Here is a 20,867-nt window from a genome sequence, read left to right on the forward strand (position 1 = left end):
GAGGCACGACCGGCAGCCCTGAGATGCCAACGGCGCCCGCTCTGGCAGAGGGGCGCCGTCCTGTCGTGGGATATTCCGCGCCACGTCTGCGCGAAGGGCCGATCTGTCAGGCCGTCAGCCCTTCCGGCTCGGCCAGGCCCTGGCTGCGGCAGCAGGCGGTGACCGTGTTCGCCAGAAGGCAGGCGATGGTCATCGGCCCGACGCCGCCCGGCACCGGGGTGATCGCCCCCGCCACCGCAGCAGCCGAGGCGAAATCCACATCGCCCACCAGTTTGGTTTTGCCGTCGCGCTCAATGCGGTTGATGCCCACGTCGATCACCGTCGCGCCCGGCTTGACCCATTCCCCCGGGATCATTTCCGGGCGGCCCACAGCGGCCACCAGAATATCCGCGCCCCGGCAGACCGCCGCCAGATCCTTGGTGCGGCTGTGGGCGATGGTCACGGTGCAGCTCTCGTTCAGCAAGAGCTGCGCCATCGGCTTGCCCACGATGTTCGAGCGGCCCACCACCACCGCATTCAGCCCCGACAGGCTGCCGTGGTGATCGCGCAGCATCATCAGACAGCCGAGCGGGGTGCAGGGCACCATGCTCTTTTGCCCGGTGCCAAGGAGACCGACGTTGGAAATGTGGAACCCATCCACGTCCTTGGCCGGATCAATGGCGTTGATCACCTTGTCGGCGTTCATATGCCCCGGCAGCGGCAGCTGCACGAGGATGCCATGCACCGCCGGATCGGCGTTCAGCCGCGCGATCAGCGCCAGAAGGTCGGCTTCGGGCGTCTCGGCCACCAGCTTGTGCTCAAAGCTCGCCATGCCGCATTCCACGGTCTGCTTGCCCTTGTTGCGGACATAGACCTCAGAGGCCGGATCCTCGCCCACCAGCACCACGGCCAGACCGGGTGTCACGCCGTGATCCGCCTTCAGCCGGGCGACATGGACCGCCACCTTTTCCCGCACCGTTGCCGCAAAAGCCTTGCCGTCGATGATCGTCGCCGTCATGCATCTTCCCCTTTGCCCAAAATCCGTTCTTCGCGGTCGATCGACCAGTCGATCATCTGCCGCCACATCCCTTCGACGAGCGCCGGATCCACGCCCACCTGCGCGGCATGGGCCCGGACGCGCGCCACGACTTCTTCCACCCGCGCCTCGATGCGCGCGGGCATCCCTTCGGCGGGTTTCAGTTCGGCGGCGCGGTCAATATAGCCCACCCGCACGCGGATCAGATCCACCAGCTGCCGGTCGAGCGCATCAATCTCGGACCGCAATTCGGCCATGCTGGAGATGTCTTTGGCGGTTCTCATCAATGTCCTCGCGTCACAGATCAATCCATGGGGTAGCGCGGTTCTGCATGGTTTCCGCCAAAGGCTCAAGCCCCGCAGCCCACCGGTCAGAGCGGCGTTTTCGGCAAAATGATGAAATTCAGCATGGCGTTGTTTCTGATAGGCGCCCGTCCGCCCCCGCGCGGCGCGATCCGCCCGCGATACCGTCCCCGGTACCGTCACAGGCCCCGGTAGCGTTACAGGGCAGCGCGGGGGCCGAAGCGCGGCGCCGAGGCGGCGGCGGCGCTCCCTCATCTGATGCCGGGCGGACAGAGACGTCACAGAGCGTTCCTTTCATGCCGACACCCGCGTTCAGGGCCTGCGCTGAGGACTCTACCCAGCCCAAGCGCACAAGGCGCCGCAGAAGCGACCCTTCGCAAAAAAATTCCGCCAAAATACCACCAGCGCCCGCCCCCTGTGCCGCGCCAGTGCGGCGGCGCCGGAAAACGCCGGAGACATCGGGAACTTTTGCGCTTTTCCGGGCGTTGATATTCCGAACCGCGCGCGCAGGCGCACCGACACAGAAAAGGAGACTGCCATGTCCACCGTCACCGTCGTCGTCAACCTTGGATTCGCTTTGGGCCTGGCAACCGCTTCGGCGGTGCTGCTGCTGATCTGATCAGCCCGGCTGCCACATACGCTGGTCGGGAACATGCAGACGCATGACCTCCCCCAGCGACAGATTGCCCTCACGCTCGACCCATGCCGTCACGCCCCGCAACCCCACCGCCGCCGGTTTGAACCGCGCGCCGAAACCCGGCCGCGCCTCCTCGATCACCCGCGCGGGCAAGGTGCAGGGACGGTTCTGCATGTCGATCACCACCGTGGCCCCCGCCGCGCCCTGCAGCCGCGACGAAGGTGGCAGGTGGCTGAGATCCGGAATGCCTTCCAGCACCAGTGTGGCGCCCAGCCAGGCGGGGTCGAGCGCATCGAGCCCCATCGTCGCCGCGATTTGCGCCAGTTCTTCGGCCGAAACGATGGTCAATTGCCGGACGTTGCGGATCTCGGTCCCGCGCGGGTACTGATCCAGCACCCGCGAGCACGAGGGGCGGGTCAACCCGCCGTGATCCTCACCCTCGGGTCCGGCGAAGCTGAGCGTCAGCGTCTCGCGCGGGATGGCGGCGAGCCCGGCCGCGCGATCGGGCACCAGCCCCAGCCAGGTGACCTTGCCGGTGATTTCGGTCGGTTTAAGCGCGGCCATCTGCAACCTTTACAGTCATGAAAACACGGCGGAACGGGAAAAGCACCGATCCGTCCGCTTCTGCCGGATAGGCTGCGGCCAGTGCAGTGTCATAGCGGGCGATGAAAGTCGCGGTTTCTGCGGCCGTCAGTTTGCTGGTGATGCGCCGCATCGCGGTGGATTCGGTGAAGGCGCGCACCGGGTGGCGCGCCGCATCCGGTTCCAGCCGTTGGATATAGTCGCTCTCCCAAACGTTCGCCTGCCCCAGCGGCGACAGCAGCCGCATATACTCGACCGGTGGGGCGACGGGCGCTTCCCATCCGGTGAAATCAAAGCGGTCGGGGAACATTTCCTGCGCAAAATCCCGTAAGAAACGGTGGCTTGGCGCGCCGGTCTGCCGGGGCATCTGCACCGCCAGCGTCCCGCCTGGCAGCAGACAGCCGGCAAGACGCGGCAAAAGCCTGGCGTGATCGCCCAGCCATTGCAGCACCGCATTGGAAAAGATCAGGGCCACCGGCTTGGCAGGCTCCCATTCGGCGATGTCGGCGGCCAGACAGCGCTTGTAGGCGCCGGTTGCCGCCGCCTCAGCCAACATCGCGGGGGAGTTGTCGACGCCGGTCAGTCGCCGGTCGGGCCAGCGGGCGGCCAAAGCCGGGCCCACAGCCCCGTTGCCACAGCCAAGGTCGACAATGTCGCCCTCAGGCAGCGCCGTCACCTGCGCCAGAAGATCCAGCGCGGGACGCAAACGAAGGCCCCGAAACCGGGAATAGGTTTCGGGGCTCCAGTCGGCCATGATCAGGCCGAAGGTTCGGTCGCCGGAGCATCCCCGGAGGGGGCCACGGGCTTGGTCTTCGGGATCGAGGTCACCGAGGGGATGCTGCCCGAATGGGAATTGTCATCCTCGCCGCCCAGCGACTCGCCGCGCACCACGCGTTTGATTTCTTCGCCGGTCAGGGTCTCATATTCCAGCAAACCCTTGGCCAGACGCTCAAAATCTTCCGACTGTTCAGTCAGCACGCGGTAGGCGACACGGTAGCCCTCATCGATCAGCTCTTTCACTTCCTGTTCGATCAGTTCCTTGGTCGAGGCCGAGACCGAGAAGCCGCCGGTCGAGCCGTTATAGCCCTCATGCGCCTCGGCATAATCCACCGCGCCGACCTTGTCCGACATGCCCCAGCGCATCACCATCGCGCGCGCCAGCGAGCTGGCCTGCTGAATGTCGCCCGCCGGACCGTTCGAGACGCCTTCTTCACCGTATTTGATGATTTCGGCGGCCTTCCCGGCCATGGTCATCGCGATCTTCTGCTTGGCCTCATCCTTGTGGAAGTTCAGACGGTCCATCTCGGGCAGGGACACCACCATCCCCAGGGCACCGCCGCGCGGGATGATCGTGGCTTTGTAGACCGGATCGCATTTCGGCATCGCCATGCCGACGATGGCGTGGCCCGCTTCGTGATAGGCGGTCTTTTCCTTTTGCTCCGGCGTCAGCACCATCGAGCGGCGTTCGACCCCGAGCATGACCTTATCCTTGGCATGCTCAAAATCTTCCATCGTCACGAAACGGCGGCCGACGCGGGCGGCGGTCAGTGCCGCCTCGTTCACCAAGTTCATCAGATCGGCCCCCGAAAAGCCCGGCGTGCCGCGCGCGATCAGACGCAGGTCGACATCCGGTCCCTGCGGCACTTTGCGCGCATGGACGGTCAGGATCTTCTCGCGGCCCTTGATGTCGGGGTTCGGCACATGGATCTGACGGTCAAAGCGGCCGGGGCGCAGCAGCGCCGGGTCCAGCACGTCTTTGCGGTTGGTCGCGGCGATGATGATGATGCCTTCATTGGCCTCAAAACCATCCATCTCGACCAGAAGCTGGTTCAGCGTCTGCTCGCGCTCGTCATTGCCACCGCCGATGCCCACGCCGCGCGACCGGCCCACCGCATCGATCTCGTCGATGAAGAGGATACAGGGGGCGTTTTTCTTGGCCTGCTCGAACATGTCGCGCACACGGGATGCGCCAACGCCCACGAACATTTCCACGAAATCCGAGCCGGAGATGGTGAAGAAGGGCACGCCCGCCTCGCCCGCGATCGCGCGGGCCAGAAGGGTTTTACCGGTCCCCGGAGGGCCGACAAGCAATGCCCCTTTCGGGATCTTGCCGCCCAGACGGCTGAATTTCTGCGGGTTGCGCAGGAATTCCACGATCTCTTCCAGCTCTTCCTTTGCCTCGTCGATGCCTGCGACATCGTCAAAGGTCACCCGGCCATGCTTTTCGGTCAGCAATTTGGCGCGCGATTTGCCAAAGCCCATCGCGCCGCCTTTGCCGCCGCCCTGCATGCGGTTCATGAAGAAGATCCAGATGCCGATGAGGACCAGGAAGGGCAGCCAGACGCCCAGAAGCGACATGAAGCCGCTTTCTTCCTGACGTTTCACGGTCACTTCCACACCCTGCGCGATCAGCTTGTCGGCGATTTCATCCGACATCGGCTTGATCGTCGAAAACTGCGTGCCGTCCTTGCTGCGGGCCGAAACCTGTTCGCCATCCAGCATAACAGTGGCCACTTCCCCCTTATCCACACGCGTCATGAATTCGGAATAGCTCACCGAATGCGCATTGATCGCACTTTGTCCGCCGCTGAACATCTGAAACAGCGCCAGGATAAGAAGGAACAGCACGACCCAGAAGGCGATGTTGCGCGCGTTACCCAAGGAATATCCTCCAATTCTCAGGGGCGCCGCCCAGAGGGGCGGCGCCGTTGAGTCGAAAATAGGCATTCGGCGGCGAGGTTCAATGCGATAAAAGCGCCTGAGGGAAATCCTGTGCCTCAGAAACCAGCTCAAGCCGCCATTTCGCGCCAAATCCCGCCGTCGGCGCCGCCAAAAGATCATCTCCGGCCCACAGCGCCGGGTCGGCAAGCAGAGCTGCGCGGGGTCTGCCCAGTCTACGCCAGTCTGGCAATTGCGCCAGCCCTTCCGCACCCAGCGCCCCGATCTCGGCCCCCGGCACGAGCGGCCCGGCAATCTGCCAGCGCCGGTCCCAGGTCTGCCCCTGCGGCAGGCGGCCCGGCATCTTTCCCGCCTCGCGGCACAGGCGCAGCCCGCCCTTGGCGTTCACAAGGCGGCAGCCATGCAGTGTTGCGGCTTCTCCGGCCATGAGCGCCGCGATGAACCCCGCCAGCGCGGGCGCGCGCGGGCCGTAATCGGCGCGGGTGATCCAGCGCAGGCAGGCCTCCACCAGCCGCCGCCGGATTTCCGCCGGTGCCGCCGCGAGCGGTTCTGGGTCAATCAGCAGATCGCCATGGTCGCGCCGCACCGCCCGCTCGGCCAGCGCCAGCATCTGCACATCCAGCGCCGCCCGCGCCGATTGCAACTGCGCCGCCACCGCCGCCAGCCCCTCTGCCGTCAGGCCAAGCCGCGCCAGATCCGCGAGGGCGCGACGAAAGCGCACACGGGTGTAGCGGGCGTCCTGATTGCTCGGATCCTCTGCCCAAACCACGCCGCGCGCCTGCAAATCGGCGCGCAGGGCGGCGCGGGTCAGCCCCAGCATCGGCCGCAGCCAGAGCATGCCGCCCGAGACGCGCTCGGGCGCCATCGCCGAGAGGCCATCAATCCCCGCCCCGCGCGCGAGGCGCATCAGCAGGGTTTCCGCCTGATCATCCGCCGTATGCCCGAGCGCCACCGCCTGCAGGCCCGCATTCCGCGCCCAATCTGCCATCAGCCCATAACGGGCACGGCGGGCCGCGTCAGAGAGGTTGCCCTGCCCGTCCCAGCCCGGCCCCTCTGCCCCCTGCCAGCGCAGGGTCGCATGCGGCAGGCCGAGTGCCGCCGCGGCCTCTGCCACCACCCTGGCCTCTCCTGCCGCCTCGGGGCGCAAACCGTGATCGACGGTCACCACCTGCAACGCCTCGGCCCCCGGCCCCTCAGGCGCACGCCGCGCCTCGGCCAAAAGATGCAAAAGGGCCATCGAATCGCTGCCCCCGGAAACCGCAACGCCCAGCCGGGGGAACCGGCCGGGCGTGAAAGCGGCCCGGAACCGGGCACGAAGATCTGTCTCGGGCGGGATCAGTGGCACTGAAATCCCTGCATCACCTGCCCTGCCTTGGCCACCACCGGCGAGGAGGGGAAGCGAAAGCCCACCTCGGCCAGCGTCGCGCAGGCTTCCTGCATCTGGCCCAGCTCGCCCAAAGACTGGCCGAGCATCAGCAGGCTGTCGGGCGCGCGCGGCCCCTCGGGATAGCTCGAGAAGGCCTCGAGCCAGGCGCGGGCGGCACCGGGCAGATCGCCCGCACCTTTCAGCGCCTCGCCGCGCAGATACATCGCCTCTCCGGTCAGCGGACCACCCGTGTAGGTTTGGGCAAAGGTCGCAAGCTGGTCAGCGGCGCCGCGAAAGTCACCCTGATCGAGCACCGCCTTGGCCCGATCAAAATCACTTTGTTCATTCATCGCCAGCGAGCTGGAGGGTGCCGTTGCCGGAGCCGAAGCCCCGCTGGAGCCGCCGCCGCTCGGGGCCGGGGCGGGGGTTGAGGCCCCGGCACCGCCCAGCATCGGCGTGGCCCCGATGGCGCCCACGTCGCAGCCCGTCTCGATCTCACAGAGGCGGAATTCGAGGTCGCCCAGCCGGTTGGTGCCATCGGCCACCACCCGGTTGATGCGGTTCTCAAGCGCCTCTGACCGCGCGGTCAGCTGCGACAGCGCCGCTTCCATCGTGTTCATCCGGTCCAGGGCCGAAGCCCCGCCCGCCGCCTGAATCCCCGACGCGCCCGAGGCGACCAGTTCGGAGCGCAGCCCCTGCAGATCGCCCGCCAGCCGGTCGAGTTCGGCGCGAATATCGGCCAGAGTCTGACCGTTATCCTGCGCGAAAGCCGGTGCCGACAGCACCAGCCCCGCCACGAGTATCACGCCGGAAAGCCGCAACCCCCGAAACATCATGCCTACCTCACGAACCCGCGCCGAGCGAGATAACGGTCACCGCACGGCGGTTCTTGGCATAGCAGGCCTCGGTCGAGCAGGCCTCGAGCGGACGCTCTTTGCCGTAGGAGACGGTGCGCAGACGGCTGCCCGCCACGCCTTGCGAGATCAGATATTCCTGCGCAGCATTGGCCCGGCGGGCGCCCAGCGCAAGGTTGTACTCACGGGTGCCCTGCTCGTCGGCATGGCCTTCGACAATGGCGGAATATTGGGTGTTGGTGTTCAGCCATTGCGCCTGCGCCGAGAGGATCTGCGCGGCTTCGGTCGAGATGGTCGAGGTGTCGACCGCGAACAGGATCTTGTCGCCGATCGCCTGGTTGAAATAGGCGGGCGAGCGCGGGTCATTGGCGCCGCCGAGGCTGGACTGGTCAATGCCGCCCATGCCGTTGGCACCCCCATTGGCGCCACCATTGGCACCATAGCGGTCCGGGTTGTTACAGGCTGCCAGTGCAAGCGCGCTGACGATCAGAAGGGCTTTGGGGAGAAGTGTCATTCGGGGTCCGCCTTTGGTTTTGGCTATCATCTCACCCCGGGGTTTTTTCCCGGGGCATCTGGCCGTCAGGGCCTATTCGCTGGCCTTTGGCCTGTTCTAACAGGTTGCCGGACGTCTGTGAATCCGTCTCGGCCAATCTTGCTGCCCGCTCAGGGCAAAAGCGGTGACCAGGCCGGGTCCGACGCCGCACCCGCCGTGGGCACCTGTTTCAGGTTCCGCCCCGAGATATCGACCGAATAGAGCCCCGGCGCGCCGCCTGCCCCCGCGCTTTCACGGGTGAACATGATGACGCGGCCATTGGGCGCCCAGGTCGGGCCCTCGTCAAGGAACGAGGCCGTGAGCAGCCGCTCTTCCGAGCCATCGGTGCGCATGACGCCGATGTGGAAGCGCCCGGCATGTTGCTTGGTAAAGGCGATCATGTCGCCGCGCGGCGACCAGACGGGCGTGTCATAGCGCCCTTCGCCGAAGGAGATCCGCACCGGCTCGCCGCCATTGACGCCCATCACATAGAGCTGCGGGCCGCCCGAGCGGTCGCTCTCGAACACGATCTTGCTGCCATCGGGCGAGAAAGAGGGCGCGGTTTCGATGGCGGGGGTATTGGTCAGACGCTGCGCCTGGCCCGAGGCGATGTCCATGATCCAGATGTCGGTATTGCCGCCCTGTTCCAGCGAATAGACCACGCGGCTGCCATCGGGCGAGAAACGCGGCGCAAAGGTCATCGTGCCCGGCTGATCGGCGAGGAAACGCCCTGTGACCGAGGCCACATCGATCATCTTGATGCGCGGGAAGCCGGTCTCAAACGTGGTGTAGAGCACGCGGTCGCCCGAGGGCGAGAAACGCGGGGCCAGCACGATGGTCGAGCTGTCGGTCAGATACTGCACATTGGCGCCATCGTAATCCATGATGCCCAGCCGCTTTTGCCGGGCATTCTTGGCGCCCGCTTCGGCGACAAACACCACGCGGCTGTCGAAATAGCCGCCCTCGCCGGTGATCCGGCTGTAGGCAGCATCGGCCACCTTATGCGCCATGCGGCGCCAGCTGCCGGTCGAGGCGGCAAACTGCAGCCCGTCGCCCAGTTGCTGGCCGGAGAACACGTCATAGAGGCGGAATTTCACCGAAATCTTGCCGCCCGAAACCTGCACAGCCCCGGTGATCAGCGCCTGGGCGTTGATCGCTTTCCAGTCGGCATAGGCGACGGGCGCGTCAAAGCTCGACACGCCGCTGATATAGGCGCTGGAGGGGATTTCACGGAAAAGGCCGGTGCCCGAAAGGTCATCGGCGATGACGCGGGTGATGTCGGCGGCATATTGCGCCGCCTCGGCGTTCTCGGCGATGAACCCCGGCACCGCATAGGGCAAGGGTTCGATCACCCCTTCGGTGATTTCCAGCCGCAGCGGCGCGTTTTGCGCCAGCACGGCCCCGGCGGGGATCAGCGAGACAAGAGCCAGCACGGCGGCCGGCAGAATGGTACGAAACATGCAAAACGTCCCTTTGATGGGGTCAGATCTTTTGTAGCGGATCAAATCGCGGGCAGTCATCACTTCATCCTCATTTTATTGGGATCGAAGACGATTTCCACCTTGGACCAGTAATCATATTTCTCGGCGGGCAGCGGGAAACCGCTGGCGCCACAGCGGATAATCGCCCGGCGGCCCGCCTCATAGGCCTGTTTGGCCGCGGTTTCCGAGCCGCCCGAGAATTCGATCATCTTCATGCTGCCGGTGTTCGGCTTGCCGTCCGGGTTCATGTCAAAGCCGACGGTCACCGTGGTGCGCAGGGCCTCGGAGGAGAGCGACCCGACGTTCCAGCAGGCTTTCACCGCGATCATGAAGGCGTCTTTCTCGCCCGAGGTCATCGGCGGGCCGGAAGCGGCCAGCCCCCTGCCGCCGGTGCCGGTGCCGCCCATCGCTTCGGCCAGCGCATCATTCACCGAATCGGTTTGTGGCTTGGCGGGCGTGGCCGGTTTCGCGGGCGCAGGCTTTTCCGTCGCCGGTTTGTCGGCGGCGGGTTTCTCTGCAGCGGGCTTGTCGGCGGCGGGCTTGTCGGTCGCAGGCTTGGCCTCCGCCACCTTCTCGGGCGCGGGTCGTGCGGGCCGGGTCTTGGGACGGTCAGAGCTGCTCGGCGCCGAATTTTGCTGTTCCTGATCCTTGTTTGTCTCGGTCAGCAATTCGGTCGAGGCTTCCGGCGGCGCGGCGGCCTCCTTCGGCGGCTCCACCACCGGGGCGGGCTCGGGGGTTTCTTCGGGCTTGGTCTCGGCCACGGCGGTTTCCGACACTTTCGCATCCGGTGCCGGGGCTTCGGTGGGCGTCGGCGCCACACGGGTCGCGGGTTTGGCCAGCGGACGCGGGCTGACATCGGGCGTCAGCTGCTCGGAGGGCACTTCCACGGGCGGGCTCGGCAGGGTCGGTGCGCTGTCCTGCACCTCGGCCACGGGCGGGGAAACCTCGCTCAGATCGGGCTTTGCCTCCGGGGTGGGCGTCGGCTCCGCCGGGCTTTCGGCGGGCGGCGTCACCTCGACCGGGGTTTCTTCGGCGGGCGTTGCCGGACTTTCAACCGAAGCCTCTGCCGGGGCCTCGGGCGTCACCGGATTGTCGGAAGCCTTCGGCGCTGACGCCATCATCGCCTGAAAATCGGATTCCGACATCACCGCCACTTCGGTCATCTGCACCGGTTCGGAGGGATCATTGCGAAACAGCGCACCCGACAGCGCGATCCAGGCGATCAACCCCAGATGGAGCGCCGCCGAGATCCCGGTTCCGATCTTGTCCGCTCTGTCGATAGACATCGGCTCAGCCTCAATTCCCAGGCGCTGCCGGTGCCGCGGCACCGGTCATTTGCGGGCCACCGGTATCGGTCACCAGCACAATATTCGAGAAGCCGCCCGCGTTCAGCGCCCCCATCACCTGCACCACCTGGGAATAGGGAATGGAGCCGTCGGCCCGCAAAAAGAGCTTGTCGCTCTCGCGCTCGGCGGCAATCGCCTGCAGGCGGCTGACCAGCTCTTCGGATGCCACTTCGGTGTTCATCACGCTGATCAGCCCATCGGCGGTCAGCGAAATCGTCAGCGGCTCTTCTTGCTCGGTCGGCACCGATTTGGCGGCGGTCTTCGGCAGCTCGAGCGGAACGCCCACGGTCATCAGCGGCGCGGCCACCATGAACACGATCAAAAGCACCAGCATCACGTCCACGAAGGGCGTGATGTTGATCTCGGCCATCATATGCGACTTGCCGCGACCCCCGCGGCGGCGGCGTCCACTGCCCCCGCCCTTTTTCACAACCCCCGCACCCATGGCTTACTCCGTGTCCAGCTGACGCGAGAGAATGGTCGCGAATTCATCCGCAAAGGCCTCGTAGCCCGAGATGATCCGGTCGCCATCGGTCGAAAGCTTGTTGTAGAAGATAACCGCCGGGATCGCGGCCAGAAGGCCGAGGCCCGTGGCCATCAGCGCCTCAGAAATCCCCGGTGCCACGACGGCAAGGCTGGTGTTTTGCGAAATGGCGATTTCCTCAAAGGCCACCTTGATCCCCCAGACGGTCCCGAAGAGACCGATGAAGGGCGCGGTGGACCCGACGGTCGCCACGAAGGGCAGGCCCGAGGTCAGATGTTCGCTTTCCTTGGCAATCGCCACATCCATCGAGCGGTCGATCCGCGCCTGCGCCCCGGCGATCAACTCGCCGTCCTGCCGGTGGCTGCGCCGCCATTCCAGCATGCCCGCCGCAAAGATCTTTTCCGAGGCCCCCTCCGGGGCCGGGCCGATGGCGTCGAACAACTCATCCAGCGGCTCGCCCGACCAGAAGGCACGGTCAAAAGTGGCCGCCTCGCGCCGCGCTGCCCGGAAGGTGATGAATTTGCGGATGATGATCGACCAGGACCAGAAGCTGGCCACGGCCAGCATCAGCATCACGATCTTAACGGTAAGGGAGGCACGCGCGAAAAGCGCAAGCAAGGAGAAATCAATCTCCTGCGCTGCCGCAAGGGTATGGGTATCCATCTGTCACTGCTCGCCGGTTGGGCCACGTTTGCATGGCTCTGTTAGCAGTGATTCTACACTTGTTTCAGGGGGAAGGCCAACACATCTGCGTCATCATTATTTCAAGGGCGCCGCACTGCGGCAAAAGCCGCATTGTCGGCGGTTCAATGCACCGGCGGCGCCAGTTTCCGGCGAATTTCCGCCGGGATCCGCGCCGCCGTTCCGCCCTCGGACAGGCAGACCAGCGTCACCTGTGCCGCAAAGAGCCGCTCGGCCCCGCGCAGCACCTCCTGCTCCAGCACGATCCGCGCGCCGGTTTCGGCCTTCAGCCGGGTCTCCACCACCAGTTCGTCATCGAAATGCGCGGGCTTGAGGTAATCCGCCTCCAGCCGCCGCACGGCAAAGACAAGGCCCTGCGCGGTCTTCAGTGCGCCCTGATCCACGCCCAAACTGCGGATCCATTCACTGCGGCCGCGCTCGATGAACTTGAGGTAATTGGCGTAATAGACGATGCCCGCCAGATCGGTGTCCTCGTAATAGACCCGCAGCGCAAATTGGTGGGTCATGCCCGGCCCTCGCCGGCATCGGGCAGCGCGCCCAGCGCCGTCACCCGCGCCATCAGCCGCATCGCATGCACCGCCTCGGTGCTGGCGGCAGGCAGCACGGGATCATAGGCCACCTCGATCACCGCCGCGATCTCGGGGCGCACCACCGCCACGCCGCGCGCCATCGCCAGGGGCGCGATGGTCGTGAAGGCGCCGGGCGACCAGCGCAGGATCATCTGCACCGCCTGATTGAGGGCGATGGTCTCGGCGGGCACCTCATCCAGCGCCGCATCCATCCGCACGAAGGCGAAACAACTGCGGATCGCCCCTTCGGCGTCAAAGCGGAAGGTGCGGTATTGATTGGCCCCGGCATCATCCAGCCGCGCGACAATATCGGCCAGCCCGTCGATCAGCTGGTCGAGATTGGGCACCTCCAGCAGTTCCTGCCAGTCACGGAAGAAAAAGATCATCAGATTGGCGCCCAGCTCGGCGTCATGATCGGCGATCTTATGGCCCGCCAGCGCCACGATGGCCTCCACCGCGCCCTTGACCACGCTGAGCGTGGCGGCCTCGACGCCAAACACCACCGGCACGATGGGCCGGCCCCACCGGGCAAAGGCATAGCCGCCCTCGGGCGTGCTGAAGAGGGCTTCGATGTCGTGCGCCTGCATGGCAGATCTCCCGGATGTCCACAGAGTTTGCCCCGTGGTTTTAACCTCAGGCGTCCGGCGCGAACAGGTCAATCTGACCGGCGGGCTTTGGCATCGGCAATCCCAGATGCGCCCAGGCCTTTTGCGCCAGCATCCGGCCGCGCGGCGTGCGCTGGATCAGGCCTTGCTGCAAAAGATAGGGCTCGATCACTTCCTCGATCGCGTCGCGGCTCTCCGACAGCGCCGCCGAGAGGGTTTCCGCCCCCACCGGCCCGCCCGCGTAATTCTCGGCGATCAGCGTCAGATAGCGGCGGTCTGCCCCATCCAGCCCCAGATGATCGACGCCAAGCCGGTTCAGCGCGCCATCGGCCACCGCGCGGGTCAGCTGGCCGTCATTCTCGACCAGCGCGAAATCCACCACCCGGCGCAACAGCCGCCCGGCAATCCGCGGCGTACCGCGCGCGCGGCGGGCGATTTCGCGCGTGCCGCCCGGCTCGGCGGGAATACCAAGGAGGCGCGCACCGCGGGTAACAATCAGATCCAGCTCATCTTCGGTGTAAAACTGCAGACGGGTGGGAATGCCGAAACGGTCGCGCAAGGGTGTGGTCAGCAGGCCGAGACGGGTGGTGGCGCCGACGAGGGTGAAGGGCTGCAGCTCAATCCGCACGGTGCGGGCGGCGGGCCCCTCGCCGATCACCAGATCCAGCTCGAAATCCTCCATCGCCGGATAGAGCACCTCTTCCACCGCCGGGTTCAGCCGGTGGATCTCGTCGATGAACAAGACATCGCGCGCCTCAAGGTTGGTGAGGATCGCGGCCAGATCGCCCGCCTTGGCCAGCACCGGCCCCGAGGTCATCCGGAAATTGACGCCAAGCTCGCGCGCCATGATCTGGGCGAGCGTGGTCTTGCCGAGGCCGGGGGGGCCGTGGAACAGCGTGTGGTCCATCGCCTGACCGCGCATCTTGGCGCTTTCGATAAACACCCGCAGATTGGCGCGGGCCTCGGCCTGACCGACGAATTCCTCAAGCGCCTGCGGGCGCAGGGCGCGGTCCGCGTCCTCGACCATGGGGGCGGCGCGCAGGGTGGGGTCAGGGCTGGTCATGCGGGACGGGTCATTTCAGGGCTCCTACCCGGGGCAGTGTCGGGCGATTTCCGGGGGGTTGCAAGGGTGGACAAGGGGCCGGGGGGCGCTGTCCCCCAGCCTTTTCGCCCCCTCGACGGGGGCAAAAAGGCTTCCCCCCGGGATATTTTCAACGAAGCAAGTCCTCAGGATTTCGGCGCCAGCAGGCGCAGCGCGGCGCGGATCAGTTTGGCGGTGTCGACAGAGGCCGGATCGTCCGCCGCACGGGTCACCGCGCTGGCGGCATCCGAGGGGCTGTAGCCCAGATTGGTCAGTGCCGAGAGCGCCTCGGCCTGAAAGTTCACCTGCGGCGCGGGTGCCGGAGCCGCAGCGGCGGCGGGGCGGCGGGGTTTGGGTGCGGCCTCGATCACCTCATCGCCCGGCGTCAGATCCACCGTCAGCCCGGCGCCCATCGCCATGACAGAGGGGGCCTTTTCCTTCAGCTCCAGCACCACACGTTGTGCCAGCTTCGGGCCAACACCGGGCGCGGCCTTCACCGCCGCCCAATCGCCCAAAGTGATCGCCCGGCTGACCCCCTCCGCCCCCAAAGTGCCCAGAATGGCCAGCGAGGCCTTGGCGCCGATGCCCTGCACCGAGGTGAGGAGCCGGTGCCATTCCTTTTCCACCAGCGTCGAAAAACCAAAGAGTTGCAGCAGATCCTCACGCACCAGAAGATCGGTATAAAGCGCGCAGGCCTCGCCCACCGGCGGCAGGCTTGCAGCCGTGCGGCTTGAGACATGCACGATATAGCCGACGCCACGCACATCAAGCAGCACCTGGTCCATGCCCCGGTGCAGGATGATCCCCGCGAGACGCCCGATCATGCCAGCCCCCGTGCGCCGGTGACGCGGCGCGCATCCGCGCCCTTGATCGCGATGCCAAGGCGGCCCGCGCTTTGCAGATGATGCGCATGGCAAATGGCAATCGCCAGCGCATCCGCCGCATCCGCCCCCGCCAAGACCACGCCGGGCAGTTGCACCTTGACCATATGCGCCACCTGCTCCTTGGCCGCATGGCCGACACCGACCACCGCCTTCTTCACCGCATTCGGGGCATATTCGCCCACATCCAGCCCCGCCTGCGCCGGCACCAGCAGCGCAATGCCGCGCGCCTGCCCCAGTTTCAGCGTGGCCACCGCGTCCTTGTTCACAAAGGTCTGCTCCACCGCCGCCGCATCCGGGGCGTATTTCTCGACCACCCGCGTCAGCTCGCTGTGCAGCTGCAACAGCCGCAGCGACAGATCCGTGCCCTCCGAATGGATGATGCCATTGGCGACATGCGTCAGCCGCGAGCCCTGCATGTCGATCAAGCCCCAACCGAGGTTTCGCAACCCCGGATCGATTCCCAGAACGCGCATCTGCCGTTCCCTCCTGCCTTGCCTGCCATCAGATGACCCCACTTCCGGGGGTTTGTTGCTGAATTCACGCACTAGCACGAAAAGAGAACATCGCAAAGCGGTAACCGTCCGGGCCAGATTGCCGCAGGATTGTAACAAGCCGCGACCCGCCGTCTTGCTGCAAAGCAGCAAAAACCGACCCTTTTGCCCCCGCTTCCGACCGAAAACGCCCTGTTTTGCAAGGGTCCGATGACGGATTAAGACATTGGTGACGAGCCATGCTGCGACTGCATATCAGACCTGCTGGACCAGTGCTTGTTTTCACATACTGCCCCGACTAAATGCAGCTCACGAAGCGAGATGCTTCAATAATGTGCAGTTTAAAAAGGAACTCGACATGTCTGCCTTTGATACGAACCGCGTGATGGCCCTGGGCGGTTTTGCCGGGCTGATCTCGAAAACCGTTTCCGCTCTGCGCGACTGGAACGATGCACGCGTGACCCGCAATCTGCTGGCCCGCCTGAGCGACCGCGAGCTGGACGATATCGGCCTGTGCCGCGCTGACATCAACTGGGTGGCACAACGCGGCTGATCCGCACCTGCCCTCCCTCTGCGTCACTGACGCCAAAGGCCGTGCCGGGCATCCCCGGCGCGGCCTTTCTGCTTTCGGGGCGCCGATCCGGGCCGACTGCATTTGTTCAGGCCACCAACCCGGACCCCGGGCGGGCATCGGATCAGGGTTGACGCAGCGGCCGCAAAATCTCGGCACCATAGGAAGCCAGCCGCACCGTCACCGGATCGGCCACCAAAACCCAGGCCCCCAGCTGATCGACCGGGCCGCCGCGCTGCAATTGTGCAACGCGCTCGCCGTAGACCCCGGCGCCCAGATAGGCGAGCAGACCGCTTTTGAAGACCAGCACCGCCGCCAGAACCAAACCCGCAGCCCGCAGCCAGCCGCCCCGCCCCCGCCGCACGGGCGCCGTTGCGAAATACCGCCGCCCGAGCATCCCTGTCGCCTCAAAGGCGCCGCCTTCGGCGTGAATGCCATCAATCCGCGACAACCGCTGTTGAAAGCTGTTCAGATTCTCGTCGGCCATGGCACAAACTCCCCAAAGACGCATACGCGGCACAGCGGATATTATGCCACAAAATCAGCGCTTTCGTATAGGTTTCGCGCGAATTCCCCGGTCATTGACCGCGGGTGAGCACCAATGTCGTCCATTCGGCATGTTCGTCGCGCGTCTCGCGACAAAAGCCCTGCGCCTCATAGGCGGCGATCACATCATCGGCCTGTTCATGCAGGATACCGGAGAGAATCACCTTGCCCGCGGGCGCAACATGGCGTGCCATCGCCGGGGCCAGATCAATCAGCGGACCCTTGAGGATATTGGCGAACACGAGATCATAGGGAGCGCCCGCGATCAGATCGTCATGCTCGAACCCCGGCGCCTCGATGCAGACAACCCGGCCCGCCAGACCATTCGCCTCAACATTCGCCGCCGCCGTCGCCACCGCCACAGGATCAATGTCCGAGGCCAGCACCACCTCGGGCCAGACCGTCGCGGCCGCCATCGCCAGAACGGCGGTGCCGCAGCCGATATCCGCCACTTTATGGGCGCGGAAACCGGCCTTTTCCAGCCGGTCAAAGGCGGTCAGACAGCCGAGCGTCGTGCCGTGATGGCCGGTGCCAAAGGCCATCGCCGCCTCGATCAGAAGCGGCGTCGCATCGGCGGGCACCTTGTCCGCATCATGGCTGCCGTGCACGAAAAAGCGGCCCGCCACCACGGGGGAGAGCTCGCGTTTCACATGCGCCACCCAGTCGACATCGGGCAGTTCCGAGATCACGAAGGGCGCCGCGCCATGTGCCATCGCCAGAAGCGCCAGTGCGGTTTCATCCGGCGCCTCGTTGAAATAGCTGCCGACCTCCCAGCGCTCCGAGCCATCCTCAATCTCAAAGACACCGACGCCATAGGGCTCGGGCTCCAGCTCCTCGACGAGTTCGGCCAGAAGTTCGGCCTGGTCGCGGTCGGAAAGGGTGGTGAAGGCGGTATAGGTGGGCATGATCGGCTCCGGCAGGTTTCGGGGCAGCTAGGCGGTTTGGCCCCTTGCCGTCAAGTCGTGCGGGGGAAAAGGCCGCGGAAAGGGGGGCTGTCTGCCCCCCACGGCCTTGCGGCCTCCCCCCAGAGGATATTTCCGACGAAGCAAAGGCCAGAGAAAGAGCCTTATGCGGGCAGGCCGATCGGGCAGGTGACGCCGGTGCCGCCGATGCCGCAATAGCCTTCAGGGTTCTTGGCGAGGTATTGCTGGTGATACTCCTCGGCCACATAGAAGGTCGGGGCGGGCAGGATCTCGGTGGTGATCGTCCCGTAACCCGCGGCCTGCAATTTGGCTTCATACACGGCGCGGCTGGCCTCTGCCGCTGCCTGCTGGGCGTCACTGAAAGTGTAGATGCCCGAGCGGTATTGCGTGCCACGGTCATTGCCCTGCCGCATGCCCTGCGTCGGATCGTGGTTTTCCCAGAAGACCTTCAGCAGCGCCTCATAGCTGATGACCGCCGGGTCATAGACCACGCGGACCACTTCATTATGGCCGGTCATGCCGGTGCAAACCTCTTTATAGGTCGCATTCGGGGTCACGCCGCCCGCATAGCCGACCATCGTGTTCCAGACACCGTCCAGCGCCCAGAATTTGCGCTCCACGCCCCAGAAACAGCCCATGCCGAACACAGCCTCCTGCATGCCCTCCGGCACCGGCGCCAAGAGCGGACGGTGATAGATGAAATGCGTCTCGGCGGTCGGAATCGGCTCCGGGCGCCCCGGGAGGGCCTCGGCGAGGGTGGGAAGGGTGGCTTTTTTGCCCATCAAAGAAAACATCATGCGCCTCCTGTGCTGAGCCCATAGATAGGCGCGCGGCGCGGCATTTCCAATCACCCTGCATCTTTGCCTGATCTGAAATATCCTCGGGGGAGGCCGCAGGCCGTGGGGGCAGACAGCCCCCCGCGCCACGCTCAGAGGAAAGACTGCGGGTCGATATCCACCGCGACGCGCAGATTATTCGGCGCCCGCAGTTGCGCCAGCCATTGGGCAAGCGCCGCCTGCAATGGCGCGCCCTTCGCCGCCTTGATCAACAGCCGCACCCGGTGCCGTCCGCGCACCCGGGCAATCGGGGCCGGGGCGGGGCCGAAAATCTCGGCGCCAATTCGGCGCAACGGCTCGGCCCGGCGTGCCAGTTCGCCGCCAAATTCAAAGAGTTGCGCGACATCCGGCCCCGAGAGGATGATCCCCGCCATCCGTCCATAGGGCGGCACCCCCATCGCGCGGCGGCTCTCGGCCTCGGCGCGCCAGAACCCCTCCTCATCGCCGCCCAAAATCGCGCGGATCACCGGATGTTCGGGCTGATGCGTCTGCAAGAGCGCCATGCCGGGCTTTTCTGCCCGCCCCGCACGCCCCGCCACCTGCCGCATCAGCTGAAACGTCCGCTCGGCCGCGCGCAGATCCGAGCCTTGCAGCCCGAGATCGGCGTCAATCACCCCCACCAGCGTCAGATGCGGAAAATTATGCCCCTTGGCCACGATCTGCGTGCCAATGATGATATCCGCCGCCCCCTGGGCAATCGCGCCGATCGCCTCTTTCAGCGCGCGGGCCGAGCCGAAGAGGTCGGAGGACAGCACCGAGAGCCGCGCCTCGGGGAAGCGTTCGGAAACCTCTTCCGCCAACCGCTCCACCCCCGGCCCCACCGGCGCCAGCTTCCCCTCGACATGGCAGGAGGGGCAGGCGGTGGGGATCGGTTTCGTCTCGCCGCATTGGTGGCAGACGAGGCGCTTTTGAAAGCGGTGCTCGACCATCCGCGCGTCACAATGATCGCAGCCGATCTGATGGCCGCAGGCGCGGCAGATGGTCACCGGCGCAAAACCGCGGCGGTTGAGAAAGAGGAGACTCTGCTCGCCCGTGCCCAGCCGCGCGGTGACCGCCTCAGCCAAACTGGGCGAAATCCACTGGTTCGCGGCCATCTTCTCGCCGCGCAGGTCAATCGCCGCCATCTCGGGCAATTCCGAGACGCCAAAGCGGGCGGCCAGATCGAGGCGGGTGTATTTCCCCGCCTCGGCATTCACCCAGCTTTCGAGGCTCGGCGTGGCCGAGGCCAGCACCACCTGCGCCGAACATTGGCTGGCGCGCAGCACCGCCATGTCGCGCGCGTGATAGAGCACCCCCTCCTCCTGCTTGTAGGAAGTGTCGTGCTCTTCATCGACGACGATCAGCCCCAGATCGCGGAACGGCAGGAACAGCGCCGAGCGCGCCCCCACCACCATATCGCAGCCGCCCTCGCCCACCATCCGCCAGAGCCGCCGCCGCTCGGTCAGGGTGACGCCCGAGTGCCACTCACCGGGCCGCGCGCCAAAACGCGCCTCGACCCGGGTCAGAAATTCCTGCGTCAGCGCGATCTCGGGCAAGAGCACGAGCGCCTGTCGCCCCTGCGCCAGACATTCCGCCACCGCCTCGAGATAGACCTCGGTCTTGCCGGAGCCGGTGACGCCTTTCAGGAGCGTCGTGCCATAGCCGCCGCTGCGGATCGCGGCATTCAGGCGCGCGGCGGCGGCGGCCTGATCGGGCGAGAGATCCTTGCCCGCCAGCCTCGCATCCATCCGCGGAAACGGCAGATCGCGCGGGCTTTCGCCCTCCTCGACCGCGCCCGAGGCCACGAGGCCCTTGACCACCTGCGTCGTCACCCCGGCCAGATGCGCCAGCTCGCCCAGCATGAACCCGGCCCCGCCATGTTCGCGCAAAACCTCCAGCACCCGGGTGCGGGCATCGGTCATCCGCGCGGGCTCGCCCTGCCCGAGACGATAGATTTTTCGCATCCCCGGTGCCTCGCCCAGACCCGGTGCGCGGGTGGCCAGCCGCAGCATCTGCGGCAAGGGGGTCAGGGTATATTCGCCCGCCCGGACCAGAAAGGTCCGCAGCTCCTCGCGCATCGGGGCGGCGTCGAGCACCCGGATCACCGAGCGCAATTTGGCCGCGTCAAAGCCACCCTCGCCCGGGCCCCAGACCACGCCCAGAACCTTGCGCGGGCCCAGCGGCACCTCGACAAAGGCACCGGGAAAGCATCCCCCTTCCGGCGCGCGGTAGTCCAATGGCCGCCCGATCGGCTCGGCAGTCAGCACCGCCACCCGTTCGCCTGCCTCGAAATACCCGGTCTCTGCCACGGCGCCCCCTTTGCTGGCCTTGGGTTTCGCATTGGCCCACGCCGGGGTCAATCGCCCGTGCAGCCCTGCCACGGCCACCGGCGCATCTCTGCT

Annotated in this window: 22 protein-coding genes; 1 reads left to right on the top strand and 21 read right to left on the bottom strand. The window is 66.0% G+C overall.

Annotation, left to right across the window (positions count from 1 at the left end; genetic code table 11):
• Nucleotides 1-106: 106 nt before the first annotated feature.
• The 17 genes from folD to ruvC form a co-directional block, all read right to left on the bottom strand.
• On the bottom strand, nucleotides 107-997 hold the full coding sequence (folD, locus tag ACEN2S_RS12950; protein ID WP_441866577.1) for a bifunctional methylenetetrahydrofolate dehydrogenase/methenyltetrahydrofolate cyclohydrolase FolD: 891 nt from the start codon (nucleotides 995-997) through the stop codon (nucleotides 107-109).
• The gene (locus ACEN2S_RS12955) at nucleotides 994-1,299 is read right to left on the bottom strand and encodes a chorismate mutase (protein WP_441866578.1); all 306 of its coding nucleotides are present in this window, start codon (nucleotides 1,297-1,299) and stop codon (nucleotides 994-996) included. The genes folD and ACEN2S_RS12955 overlap by 4 nt, the downstream gene beginning before the upstream one ends.
• A gap of 637 nt (nucleotides 1,300-1,936) precedes the next feature.
• A complete protein-coding gene (locus tag ACEN2S_RS12960) occupies nucleotides 1,937-2,518 on the bottom strand; it encodes an MOSC domain-containing protein (protein ID WP_441866579.1) in 582 nt (193 codons plus the stop codon).
• On the bottom strand, nucleotides 2,505-3,290 hold the full coding sequence (locus ACEN2S_RS12965; RefSeq protein ID WP_441866580.1) for a methyltransferase domain-containing protein: 786 nt from the start codon (nucleotides 3,288-3,290) through the stop codon (nucleotides 2,505-2,507). Before ACEN2S_RS12965 ends, ACEN2S_RS12960 begins: the two co-directional genes overlap by 14 nt.
• Before the next feature lie 2 nt (nucleotides 3,291-3,292).
• Nucleotides 3,293-5,197, bottom strand: coding sequence for an ATP-dependent zinc metalloprotease FtsH (ftsH, locus tag ACEN2S_RS12970; RefSeq protein ID WP_441866581.1), 1,905 nt, complete (start codon nucleotides 5,195-5,197; stop codon nucleotides 3,293-3,295).
• 79 nt (nucleotides 5,198-5,276) lie between these two features.
• Entirely contained in the window at nucleotides 5,277-6,560 is a 1,284-nt protein-coding gene (tilS, locus tag ACEN2S_RS12975; protein WP_441866582.1) for a tRNA lysidine(34) synthetase TilS, read from the bottom strand.
• Nucleotides 6,551-7,417 (bottom strand): tol-pal system protein YbgF, encoded by an 867-nt coding sequence (gene ybgF, locus ACEN2S_RS12980; protein WP_441866583.1) that lies wholly within the window; start codon nucleotides 7,415-7,417, stop codon nucleotides 6,551-6,553. The genes tilS and ybgF overlap by 10 nt, the downstream gene beginning before the upstream one ends.
• A gap of 7 nt (nucleotides 7,418-7,424) precedes the next feature.
• Nucleotides 7,425-7,949, bottom strand: a complete 525-nt coding sequence (pal, locus tag ACEN2S_RS12985; RefSeq protein ID WP_441866584.1) for a peptidoglycan-associated lipoprotein Pal — start codon at nucleotides 7,947-7,949, stop codon at nucleotides 7,425-7,427.
• 149 nt (nucleotides 7,950-8,098) lie between these two features.
• The gene (gene tolB, locus ACEN2S_RS12990; protein ID WP_441866585.1) at nucleotides 8,099-9,427 is read right to left on the bottom strand and encodes a Tol-Pal system beta propeller repeat protein TolB; all 1,329 of its coding nucleotides are present in this window, start codon (nucleotides 9,425-9,427) and stop codon (nucleotides 8,099-8,101) included.
• A gap of 59 nt (nucleotides 9,428-9,486) precedes the next feature.
• Complete coding sequence (locus ACEN2S_RS12995; RefSeq protein WP_441866586.1) at nucleotides 9,487-10,734, bottom strand: hypothetical protein; 1,248 nt, start codon at nucleotides 10,732-10,734, stop codon at nucleotides 9,487-9,489.
• A gap of 10 nt (nucleotides 10,735-10,744) precedes the next feature.
• Nucleotides 10,745-11,239, bottom strand: coding sequence for an ExbD/TolR family protein (locus ACEN2S_RS13000; protein ID WP_441866587.1), 495 nt, complete (start codon nucleotides 11,237-11,239; stop codon nucleotides 10,745-10,747).
• 3 nt (nucleotides 11,240-11,242) lie between these two features.
• On the bottom strand, nucleotides 11,243-11,941 hold the full coding sequence (gene tolQ / locus ACEN2S_RS13005; protein WP_441866588.1) for a protein TolQ: 699 nt from the start codon (nucleotides 11,939-11,941) through the stop codon (nucleotides 11,243-11,245).
• Between the two features lie 143 nt (nucleotides 11,942-12,084).
• Entirely contained in the window at nucleotides 12,085-12,486 is a 402-nt protein-coding gene (gene ybgC, locus ACEN2S_RS13010; RefSeq protein WP_441866589.1) for a tol-pal system-associated acyl-CoA thioesterase, read from the bottom strand.
• A complete protein-coding gene (locus tag ACEN2S_RS13015) occupies nucleotides 12,483-13,136 on the bottom strand; it encodes a hypothetical protein (protein WP_441866590.1) in 654 nt (217 codons plus the stop codon). The genes ybgC and ACEN2S_RS13015 overlap by 4 nt, the downstream gene beginning before the upstream one ends.
• A gap of 46 nt (nucleotides 13,137-13,182) precedes the next feature.
• Nucleotides 13,183-14,217, bottom strand: a complete 1,035-nt coding sequence (ruvB, locus tag ACEN2S_RS13020) for a Holliday junction branch migration DNA helicase RuvB (protein ID WP_441866591.1) — start codon at nucleotides 14,215-14,217, stop codon at nucleotides 13,183-13,185.
• A gap of 164 nt (nucleotides 14,218-14,381) precedes the next feature.
• On the bottom strand, nucleotides 14,382-15,059 hold the full coding sequence (ruvA, locus tag ACEN2S_RS13025) for a Holliday junction branch migration protein RuvA (protein ID WP_441866592.1): 678 nt from the start codon (nucleotides 15,057-15,059) through the stop codon (nucleotides 14,382-14,384).
• Nucleotides 15,056-15,592, bottom strand: coding sequence for a crossover junction endodeoxyribonuclease RuvC (gene ruvC, locus ACEN2S_RS13030; protein WP_441866593.1), 537 nt, complete (start codon nucleotides 15,590-15,592; stop codon nucleotides 15,056-15,058). The genes ruvA and ruvC overlap by 4 nt, the downstream gene beginning before the upstream one ends.
• A 376-nt stretch (nucleotides 15,593-15,968) precedes the next feature.
• Between ruvC and ACEN2S_RS13035 the strand changes: the two genes are divergently transcribed.
• Nucleotides 15,969-16,163 carry a DUF1127 domain-containing protein gene (locus ACEN2S_RS13035; RefSeq protein ID WP_441866594.1) on the top strand — a complete coding sequence of 65 codons (195 nt, stop codon included), beginning with the start codon at nucleotides 15,969-15,971 and terminating at the stop codon, nucleotides 16,161-16,163.
• 142 nt (nucleotides 16,164-16,305) lie between these two features.
• On the opposite strand, the gene ACEN2S_RS13040 is transcribed toward ACEN2S_RS13035, so the two are convergent.
• The 4 genes from ACEN2S_RS13040 to ACEN2S_RS13055 all read right to left on the bottom strand — a co-directional run bounded on the left by ACEN2S_RS13040 (nucleotide 16,306) and on the right by ACEN2S_RS13055 (nucleotide 20,774).
• Nucleotides 16,306-16,668, bottom strand: a complete 363-nt coding sequence (locus ACEN2S_RS13040) for a hypothetical protein (RefSeq protein ID WP_441866595.1) — start codon at nucleotides 16,666-16,668, stop codon at nucleotides 16,306-16,308.
• Nucleotides 16,669-16,759: 91 nt separating this feature from the next.
• A complete protein-coding gene (locus ACEN2S_RS13045) occupies nucleotides 16,760-17,632 on the bottom strand; it encodes a 50S ribosomal protein L11 methyltransferase (protein ID WP_441866596.1) in 873 nt (290 codons plus the stop codon).
• Nucleotides 17,633-17,793: 161 nt separating this feature from the next.
• Complete coding sequence (msrA, locus tag ACEN2S_RS13050) at nucleotides 17,794-18,444, bottom strand: peptide-methionine (S)-S-oxide reductase MsrA (RefSeq protein ID WP_441866597.1); 651 nt, start codon at nucleotides 18,442-18,444, stop codon at nucleotides 17,794-17,796.
• A 134-nt stretch (nucleotides 18,445-18,578) separates the two neighbouring features.
• Nucleotides 18,579-20,774, bottom strand: a complete 2,196-nt coding sequence (locus tag ACEN2S_RS13055) for a primosomal protein N' (RefSeq protein WP_441866598.1) — start codon at nucleotides 20,772-20,774, stop codon at nucleotides 18,579-18,581.
• Nucleotides 20,775-20,867: the final 93 nt, after the last annotated feature.

It is taken from the genome of Phaeovulum sp. W22_SRMD_FR3, from assembly GCF_052113705.1.
Taxonomy (GTDB): domain Bacteria; phylum Pseudomonadota; class Alphaproteobacteria; order Rhodobacterales; family Rhodobacteraceae; genus JBGQOG01.

Excerpts from the sequence above, each read along its gene's own strand:
- ybgC (WP_441866589.1), bottom strand. The coding sequence starts at position 12,486 with ATGACCCACCAATTTGCGCTGCGGGTCTATTACGAGGACACCGATCTG.
- ACEN2S_RS13015 (WP_441866590.1), bottom strand. The coding sequence starts at position 13,136 with ATGCAGGCGCACGACATCGAAGCCCTCTTCAGCACGCCCGAGGGCGGC.
- pal (WP_441866584.1), bottom strand. The coding sequence starts at position 7,949 with ATGACACTTCTCCCCAAAGCCCTTCTGATCGTCAGCGCGCTTGCACTG.
- ruvC (WP_441866593.1), bottom strand. The coding sequence starts at position 15,592 with ATGCGCGTTCTGGGAATCGATCCGGGGTTGCGAAACCTCGGTTGGGGC.
- msrA (WP_441866597.1), bottom strand. The coding sequence starts at position 18,444 with ATGTTTTCTTTGATGGGCAAAAAAGCCACCCTTCCCACCCTCGCCGAG.
- ACEN2S_RS12960 (WP_441866579.1), bottom strand. The coding sequence starts at position 2,518 with ATGGCCGCGCTTAAACCGACCGAAATCACCGGCAAGGTCACCTGGCTG.
- folD (WP_441866577.1), bottom strand. The coding sequence starts at position 997 with ATGACGGCGACGATCATCGACGGCAAGGCTTTTGCGGCAACGGTGCGG.
- tolB (WP_441866585.1), bottom strand. The coding sequence starts at position 9,427 with ATGTTTCGTACCATTCTGCCGGCCGCCGTGCTGGCTCTTGTCTCGCTG.
- ybgF (WP_441866583.1), bottom strand. The coding sequence starts at position 7,417 with ATGATGTTTCGGGGGTTGCGGCTTTCCGGCGTGATACTCGTGGCGGGG.
- ACEN2S_RS13045 (WP_441866596.1), bottom strand. The coding sequence starts at position 17,632 with ATGCCCACCTATACCGCCTTCACCACCCTTTCCGACCGCGACCAGGCC.
- ACEN2S_RS12965 (WP_441866580.1), bottom strand. The coding sequence starts at position 3,290 with ATGGCCGACTGGAGCCCCGAAACCTATTCCCGGTTTCGGGGCCTTCGT.
- ruvB (WP_441866591.1), bottom strand. The coding sequence starts at position 14,217 with ATGACCAGCCCTGACCCCACCCTGCGCGCCGCCCCCATGGTCGAGGAC.
- tolQ (WP_441866588.1), bottom strand. The coding sequence starts at position 11,941 with ATGGATACCCATACCCTTGCGGCAGCGCAGGAGATTGATTTCTCCTTG.
- ACEN2S_RS13000 (WP_441866587.1), bottom strand. The coding sequence starts at position 11,239 with ATGGGTGCGGGGGTTGTGAAAAAGGGCGGGGGCAGTGGACGCCGCCGC.
- ACEN2S_RS13040 (WP_441866595.1), bottom strand. The coding sequence starts at position 16,668 with ATGGCCGACGAGAATCTGAACAGCTTTCAACAGCGGTTGTCGCGGATT.
- ACEN2S_RS12955 (WP_441866578.1), bottom strand. The coding sequence starts at position 1,299 with ATGAGAACCGCCAAAGACATCTCCAGCATGGCCGAATTGCGGTCCGAG.
- ACEN2S_RS12995 (WP_441866586.1), bottom strand. The coding sequence starts at position 10,734 with ATGTCTATCGACAGAGCGGACAAGATCGGAACCGGGATCTCGGCGGCG.
- ruvA (WP_441866592.1), bottom strand. The coding sequence starts at position 15,059 with ATGATCGGGCGTCTCGCGGGGATCATCCTGCACCGGGGCATGGACCAG.
- ACEN2S_RS13035 (WP_441866594.1), top strand. The coding sequence starts at position 15,969 with ATGTCTGCCTTTGATACGAACCGCGTGATGGCCCTGGGCGGTTTTGCC.